Annotated in this window: 7 protein-coding genes; 2 read left to right on the top strand and 5 right to left on the bottom strand. The window is 46.0% G+C overall.

Going from position 1 to position 7,742, the window contains the following annotated elements:
- Positions 1-101: 101 nt before the first annotated feature.
- Positions 102-1,256 (bottom strand): hypothetical protein, encoded by a 1,155-nt coding sequence (locus ACCW76_RS20795; protein WP_436340016.1) that lies wholly within the window; start codon positions 1,254-1,256, stop codon positions 102-104.
- Between the two features lie 187 nt (positions 1,257-1,443).
- Positions 1,444-2,619: an MFS transporter gene (locus tag ACCW76_RS20790; protein ID WP_436340015.1), complete on the bottom strand. Its 1,176-nt coding sequence runs from the start codon at positions 2,617-2,619 to the stop codon at positions 1,444-1,446.
- A gap of 83 nt (positions 2,620-2,702) precedes the next feature.
- Here ACCW76_RS20790 and ACCW76_RS20785 point away from each other — a divergent pair, with 83 nt between their 5' ends.
- Positions 2,703-3,203, top strand: coding sequence for an Lrp/AsnC family transcriptional regulator (locus ACCW76_RS20785; protein ID WP_436340013.1), 501 nt, complete (start codon positions 2,703-2,705; stop codon positions 3,201-3,203).
- A 315-nt stretch (positions 3,204-3,518) separates the two neighbouring features.
- Here the strand turns inward: ACCW76_RS20785 and ACCW76_RS20780 are convergent, their stop codons facing one another.
- Positions 3,519-3,731: a hypothetical protein gene (locus ACCW76_RS20780; RefSeq protein ID WP_436340011.1), complete on the bottom strand. Its 213-nt coding sequence runs from the start codon at positions 3,729-3,731 to the stop codon at positions 3,519-3,521.
- Between the two features lie 457 nt (positions 3,732-4,188).
- On the opposite strand from ACCW76_RS20780, the gene ACCW76_RS20775 reads away from it, so the two are divergent.
- On the top strand, positions 4,189-4,428 hold the full coding sequence (locus tag ACCW76_RS20775; RefSeq protein ID WP_436340009.1) for a hypothetical protein: 240 nt from the start codon (positions 4,189-4,191) through the stop codon (positions 4,426-4,428).
- 293 nt (positions 4,429-4,721) lie between these two features.
- Here ACCW76_RS20775 and ACCW76_RS20770 read toward each other — a convergent pair whose 3' ends face one another.
- The gene (locus ACCW76_RS20770) at positions 4,722-4,892 is read right to left on the bottom strand and encodes a general stress protein (protein ID WP_436340018.1); all 171 of its coding nucleotides are present in this window, start codon (positions 4,890-4,892) and stop codon (positions 4,722-4,724) included.
- A gap of 1,210 nt (positions 4,893-6,102) precedes the next feature.
- A complete protein-coding gene (locus tag ACCW76_RS20765; protein ID WP_436340007.1) occupies positions 6,103-7,425 on the bottom strand; it encodes a hypothetical protein in 1,323 nt (440 codons plus the stop codon).
- Positions 7,426-7,742 lie beyond the last annotated feature (317 nt).

Raw genomic sequence — 7,742 nt, 5'->3', positions numbered from 1 at the left:
AATACGAGTTCTTCGTTTCATGGCAACGTCCCCCCTTGATTAAGGATAGCGTTGCATCGAGCCATTGAACTCACAGCGAAAAGCGGACACTGTGATAGCTATTACTTGGCCGACATTGATTGGTATATTTTTGACAGTCGGTGGAATGCTTCCTTGGGTTCCCACGGGGGCATTTCCTGCCCCTTAGATCTATCAGCTGGATATGTCTTGACCAACGAAAAGCTCATCATATCCAAATCTTTTGCCCCTTCGCCATGTGGAAAAGTTGGGAATGAGAAAACATAGATGAAAACGCCCTCGACACCGGCTTCGGGGCCACTGAGCAAACTAAGCTGTTCCTCTATGTAGTCTGCCTGTTCACGCTCGCTGCGAGTGGGTACGACGTCATTGGCAAAAATGCCTGAACCATCAGGATTAGTGCCCAGTAAATTCATGAAGCCACCTGCCCCAAGCTTGCCGGCACCTTCATAGGCGCAGGACCCGACCTCCATCACGATTAGCGGTTTATTCAGGCGGTAGTGCTCCAGCATACTGACGTACTCTTCAGCTGATTCCCTGGCGCGATAATGATCGATACCAACAATATCGAACTGACTCCATTCGACTTGTTCCCATATGCCTTGTGAATAGGTTACTTTGCCACGATATTCAGAACGTACACCTTGCATGATCTGCTCGAGGATGTCATTGAAGAGCGCCATTCTATCGCGGGTCTTGTTGTCATAAACACCTGTCTGTCTCGCGGTTATCATTTCAATGACACCTTCTGTGCGCTCGATAACCGAATCGCCGTACAGGATACCCTCATTGAACAAAGACATTTCACAACCCGCCACGAAGACGAGATTTATCCCTTCCTGACGAAGCAATTCGGCAGCGCTGGCGGCTTCAGCGAAATAGGCGGGTAGTTCGTTGACAGGAACATTCATCTTCCAGGGATTAAAGAATACGGCTAGCCCTTCTTGGTGTGCGATACGCGTGGCGGACACCAGACGATCAATGTCTTCGCCTTCAATTCGAATGGCATTCGCATGTAATTGCGTGGCAATCGCTTTGATATCATGGGCAAACAGTTCAGGGTTGAATGAAGGCACTGAAAGTGGGGAGTTGGCGGTAAATCTCAGGCCAACATCGTAGACAACACCACGATACTTCATTGGTACGGTTCCTTTTGCATAGGTATAACTGGCTAAAGGTGAAAGTGCAGTCAGGGCTGCTGTGGCGGAGGCAATTTTGATAAAAGTTCTGCGTTTCATAGTGCCTGCCGTACAGAGAAAGTGATCTGCGCCGTATTGATTAACATATATTGATCTCTGTAACCTCTAATTTGACACAACGCTGGTCAATGCAAGGGCATTAAACCCAAAACCGAAAGGGACGCCCAGCTATCGACAAGACGTCCAATTCTTTGGAGGTTTCTGACTTATGCGTTGTCAGACATGGTCAATATGAGCTTACACGCACTGCAAACTCCTTGCGGGCACTTAACCATGCGAGAAAAGCAAGGCCGAGCGCGATAAATGACAGAAGGGCTCCGGACCAGTTTGGCGAGACCAAGCCAAATCCGGCTGCTATGGTGGCTCCACCTACCCATGCTCCGAGCGCATTACCGAGATTAAACATGCCAATATTTACGGAAGCTGCCATTGTTGGCGCACCGGCATGGCTGGCACGATCCATAACCAGTTTCTGAATGGGAGAGACAGTCGCAAAACCAAACGCAGCCATGAGGAAAACGGAAGCACCGGCGACCAGCTTATTTTCTACGCCAACCCAGAAAATAAGAAGCACTATTCCCTGAGCAGCCAGAGTGACAAAAAGCGTACCAAATAGCGAACGATCGGCAAAACGCCCTCCCATCCAGTTTCCCACGGCCAGTCCCAGCCCGAACAGAACCATAAGCCACGCCACACCTGAGTCAGAGAAACCCGCGATCCCGGTCATCATTGGTGCGATATAGGTGATTGATGTAAAGAAGGCCGCCGGACCGAAGACCGTAATTCCCATAACCAGCAGAACCTGAGGATCTACAAATGCACGCATCTCAGTTTTTAAAGCGATGGGCTTGCCCTTTTCAAGATGGGGAACGAGCGAGGCGATAGCCGCGACCGTAAGCAGACCTATGCCTGCAATAACCCAGAAGACCAGACGCCAGTTGAACGCCTGAGCCAGCCAGGTCCCCAGCGGTACGCCAACCAGATTAGCAACAGTCAAACCCGAAAACATAAAAGCAATGGCGCTTGCCTGGCGACCCGGCGCAACCAGTGAGGCTGCGATAATCGACCCGATACCGAAGAAGGCGCCATGATTGAAGGAAGTAATGACGCGACCCACGATTGCTACTGATAGTGTGGGGGCTAAAGCGGTAATGACGTTGCCAAGGGTGAAAATGACGGCCAGCGCTATCAGCATGGCTTTACGCGGTATCCTTGCGCCAACCACGGTCATAAGCGGAGCGCCGACAAACACACCCAGTGCGTAGGATGTGGCCATTGTCCCGGCTGACGGGATACTGACGCCAAAGTCAGTTGCTATCTGCGGAAGAATACCGGCAATCACGAACTCTGTCAGACCTATACCAAATGCGCCAGTGGCTAGCGCGAATAGTGCGATGGGCATTGAAACTCCAAACTGTGTGCTTAACTGAATATCATTAGGTAGAATCAATTATATTCACACATTCATTCAGCACTGGAACACTAATGAGCGCATTCGATAAAGAAACAGATGGTATTCGGCAGTTAAAGCATAAACCTGCAAATCTTGATGCAATTGACCGAAAAATATTAAGTGTTCTGGCGGAGGATGCTGGTCGCAGTTATACCGAGCTGAGCGAAATCGTGAATTTGTCAGCGCCGGCAGTCCATGACAGGGTAAAGCGGTTGAAACGTGATGGCGTAATTAAGGGAACGGTGGCGATACTCGATGGTTGTAAGCTTGGCAGGACGCTATTGACGTTTCTTGTAGTAGATACAAGCAGCTATCAGGCGACGCGAGCGCTTCTGCAGTTTACGAGCCGTAAGGAGGTTGAAGAGCTTCATACCGTTGCAGGTGACGGTTGTGTTCTGATCAAGGTTCGGGCAGCTGATATCGAGTCGCTTGAAAACTTTTTAATGGAGATCCAGAGTGTGGATGGAGTGAGATCGGTACGTAGTTATATTGCACTCTCCACATTTCTGGAACGTGGCCCTTCACCTGATTAGCGGGAATCTTGTGGGGAGCAAATGTTGGAACGTTGAGCTTTAGCCTACTAGACCAAAATAAACTCCTCCATCAATTTCCGCTTTTGGCACCCAGCAGTCGAAGGAAAGGCTCATGGGCAGCGAAGAGCGATCAGCAGATGTTCGTGATAGATGTTGCTAGCAATGCTGTTTGCCATACAACGGGGAATTTCTCACCTGCCAGTCGTTTCGTTCTTCTAACATCTACCAGCTTAATGATCTTTCTGCCTCAGCATAAGAGGGGCATCTTGCACATTAATATACGCCCGGCGATTGCCCTCAGACCCGCGCAAATCATCAGCTGGAGGCATCTTTACGCATCCAGAAAAGCGCATCATCAATGACACGCGCGACAGCCGGGAGCTCGCACGCACGTTTTTTCTTCTCCAGCATGGTCACAATGTCTTCTCTGCTGACATTTCTGCCACGATCTATAAGTTCGAGTACGGCTTCGCCGATGATTCCTGTCAGTAAAGGGGCAAGGGCTGTTCCTGAAGGTATCTTGTCCATGTTTTATCTCCACAATTAGAGCATTCCTATTTTACATAAATGTACTGATGTGACCTCTTACCTGCAATGAGTTAATGTAAAGTTTTAATGGCAATGAAAAATTTTCAGAATGGTGCGGATTTCAAAGACAAGTCGAAGGTGATACGGGGTATTTGAAGTTTTTTTAACTACAAAGTTTAATTCGAACAACCGCTGTTGGCATAAAAGTACCCAATGCAATGGGCGAAAGGGGCTGCAGTGAGCGAACAGCAGACATTTCAGTCATGACAGCTGAGTGTTTCTTGAGCAGGGAAAGTCTCTTTCGTGTAACGCATGTGACTGTGAGCTAAGCGCGAATCATAAATATGCATTTAAGAGATAACTTTTGACATCTTTGCATGTTGGACCGCAAGTTTTAACGTAGCCTGTAGGCTGCGTCTGCCATACGGGCAGAGCTTTCACAGCAAGCAGGTCACACATGTACAGAAATGAAGATGAAAGGCTGTCTGACAAAGTAATGGGCGAAGCCGTTATTGAGTTGCTCAATGAGAGGGAGCCTATAACCAGCGCCCAACTGCTTCTGAAGCTTCAGACCTTCCTGCTCGCTACGGAGGATACGTGGCAGGCGATAGCGATAAGCGACGCAATCAGAAGCGTTCAGGCGGCAGTTTTGGTTGAGGGCAGCAGAACAGTACTCCAGGCGTCACTCTTGCACTAAACGCGACCATTTCCGGGGGAACTGGCCAGCGGATCCTAATCCAAAATCCTATTCCAGATAGATTAAATTTGGTTTTTATTTACATTTAGCTCTTTTGTCGCCCAGCGGTCATAGGCAAATGTCCTGGGTGAATCACTAAAATAGAATACTCGTTAAGTTAACTGACCATATTGAGGAACGCAGCCTGAATGCCCGAAGAGGATTAAAGGCAGCAAGGCTGGCCCGAAACGCATCCTTTTGCGTTTCGGGCCAGATGGCCGACGAAACCTGTGCGGTCGTATTGATATCTTAATTCATGCCCTGCGGCTTATCTTTCCACCCTTTCTACCCGCTTCGCGGGCGCGTTCTGGATCGTTGCGGAAGTTGCCACTACTCATCTGCCCACCTTTCCTGCCCGCTGCTGATGCACGATCGCGATCGGCCGCAAAATTTCCAGAACCACCACGTAACGTTAATGCTGTCATGTTGAGCACTTCCTTATTTGGCTTAAGTGAAGCTTTAACAGTAGTGGAGAATTGAGAGCAATGGGGGTGAGAAAAAATCATTTTTATTGTGCCGAGGGGGGATAAGGGATTCATTTTCGGCGTCTCAGGTTTACCTCACCTTACAAACCTTAATCAATTAGCACTGCTAAACTTTAAGTTAATACGCTCGCTGTAGCTTCAGCGGTGTGTAGCCAATAACGATTTTCCCTGGTGTGGTCACTACCATATGACACCCGCTCCGGCGGGATTTTTTTTGCTTGAGTTCCGGGCTTAACTACAGGGCGCAGGGCAAAAAAATACCCGCTCATGGCGGGTGAAATTCGTTACAGAGAATGATCTCCATACCTGTTTCGACAATTAGAGGTAATTAACGTTCAGTATATTTCTCTGTTAACGATGACGGGGCGAACCTGCTGCCCCGTCCGGCAGCGAGTTCTGCTGAAGCAGTTCTTATCTGAGCGAGATTGGATTTCTGCTCAGTCAGGACTAATTAAGCCAGACAATATTACACCCTTTTACCAAAACCGAAGGTATCTTCGCTCTATTCAACTTGCAAAGGCAGGTGACCTGGTTCCTACTGATCCACACAGACTTCTGTCTTCAAATTCCGCGAAGGCACGCTGCTGCAGTAGGCAAGACTTAGAAGGCTGCTGTGAACGGATAGCAGATGTTTGTTCAGGTGGAGATGTTTTTCATAGGAAGTAAATCATTTTTTTACTAATTCTTAGCGAATGGATCATTTTCGTCTAACCACTCAATCCCCTTTTTTGTCATTTTTACACTGTAATATCGGCCTGGAGTTAAAGGCTCTGACTCAAATGCAATCAATCCAGCTCGCTCTAGCGGTATAACACTTAGGGCTGTTCGATCTTCTCTCTGTTTAGAGACAGGGTGATACCTGATCTGGCAAGCATGGCTTCTGTCACCTCTTAACAGAAATCTATGACCATCGCGCAAAGCACGAAGAATTCTTAAGGATGTTGCTGAATAAGGCATCTGTCCAACGCGATAGCTGAAAAGATGTAGTATAGATTCTGACAGGTTCTCCATTGAGCCTCACAGATTGATTTTATCTACTTGCGCTTTCGGCGCCTGGCTGCTTACCAAGAAGGCAGGTAGGGCAGCAATGAGCGACCAGCAGACATTAACGCCGCGCTTTGGGGAAAATTTGTCCGACATCAGCACTTTGTTAAATGCTTGATATCAGCAGCTTGAGACCAAACCCATTAAACTCATGATTTGGCCAGTGCTCTACAATCAATGTGATTGTTTTATTCTGAACTCTCTCAGAATGTGAATTACATCCTGAAATAGCACTTTTCACCTCTTCAGATAAAGGCAGGCTTAAGCTTGACATGCTCAAAGCTTCTGCAACAGCCTCTAATTTTTCGCATGCCTGATGGGTTCTGGAAGCATCATTCACGTTCACTTGAAGCTTGAGTACTTTTGCAACGTCTTCCGAGCCTTCAACATAATAAGCGATATTGTCCGGGATATTACCATCGCTAAATTCTTCCATAGGGGATGATGCAAACCATTCTTCTTCGAAAGATCTATTGTAGAATCCAATACTCAACCCTTTATTTACGAGAAATTCTTTAGCTTTATAAGGGCTCCAACCTTGCTCTTTTGGCACTTCCTTTGGGTTTTTCTCAGAATATCTCGCTTTCAATATATACCTAAAGGTATCAATTAGATCCGAGTAGGAAGCTATGTTTGTTTTGGCGACTTGAAATGACCATCGCTCTAGCAGGCTGAGCCTAACATTAAAAAATATAAATGCAAAGATTACAGCCGCATATCTATGGAACCGACTCTTTATTGAAAACCTAAGACGAACAAATACCAGTTCATATGTTGAATAAACTAACATAACGAAAACGAATGGTAAGTAAAAAATAGTCAGTAATGGAGGGGTAAAGAAGTCGTATGCAGTTTTTTCTTTCCCAAACTCACCAAAATCGGTCATTAACATGTACAACGTGTAAACAATTAAGACTACCCCAAATGAAGTTAGGCAATATTCTAGAATAATTTTAATCTGATGATGTTTTTTGTCGGTTTTAGCAATAGCTAGCATAGCTCCCAATAATGCTATAACAGGGAATAGCAGAACCTCGACCCAAAGAGAGAAAGTATACACACCAACGACAAATTGAAGAATCGCTAGTAGTTTCAAATTATCTAAGACCGAGTGCTTAAAAAAAAGTTTATCTTTTCTAATTTCTTCAAGCTTAAATAGAGACATGAAACCAACAGAAACATACCAAAAAACAGTATTTTTTAGCTGTTCAAAGTTCCATAGTCCCAATGCAGAAAGCCAGTAAATGACAATTGTCATGTAGGCAACCATCAAACAAAGCACACGCATTATTTGTTTAACAAATAAAGCCGCTAGGACGCCTTTGAAGGCATTTCTAACTGCCGCCATTTTTGATGAAGAAAAAATGAAAATCGAAATTGCTAGAAGCCATAACGCAATTGCAATCTCTCTATTATTTAGAATGTCCACGAACTTCCTTAGGCATTTGACGCCTAATTTAGGGGCCGAAGCTGTGTAACAGCAAAGGCAAAGCCCACTTGTGGGCGAATAAAATTACGGGCTATGAGTTTTTTTGAAAAGGGAATTCTTGTTTTTTAAAAAACATACCACGCAATTTCTCCGGTTTTTATTTGTAGTGAAAAACCATATAAATATCGTAACCACTAAGTTGGGAACTCCAGCTATCATCACTATCTTCCCAGTGGTTGTTGTGACCTGCTCCCCGTTGATTAATACACCGCGATGTTAGTAATGTCTTCATAAGCCACATGAGGACATCCCCATGA

Origin of the sequence: Pantoea sp. C8B4 (assembly GCF_051336905.1) — a bacterium.
Lineage (GTDB): Bacteria > Pseudomonadota > Gammaproteobacteria > Enterobacterales > Enterobacteriaceae > Pantoea > Pantoea rwandensis_B.
The sequence above is the reverse complement of the archived record's forward strand: the minus strand, read 5'-3'. Positions and strand labels throughout refer to the sequence as shown.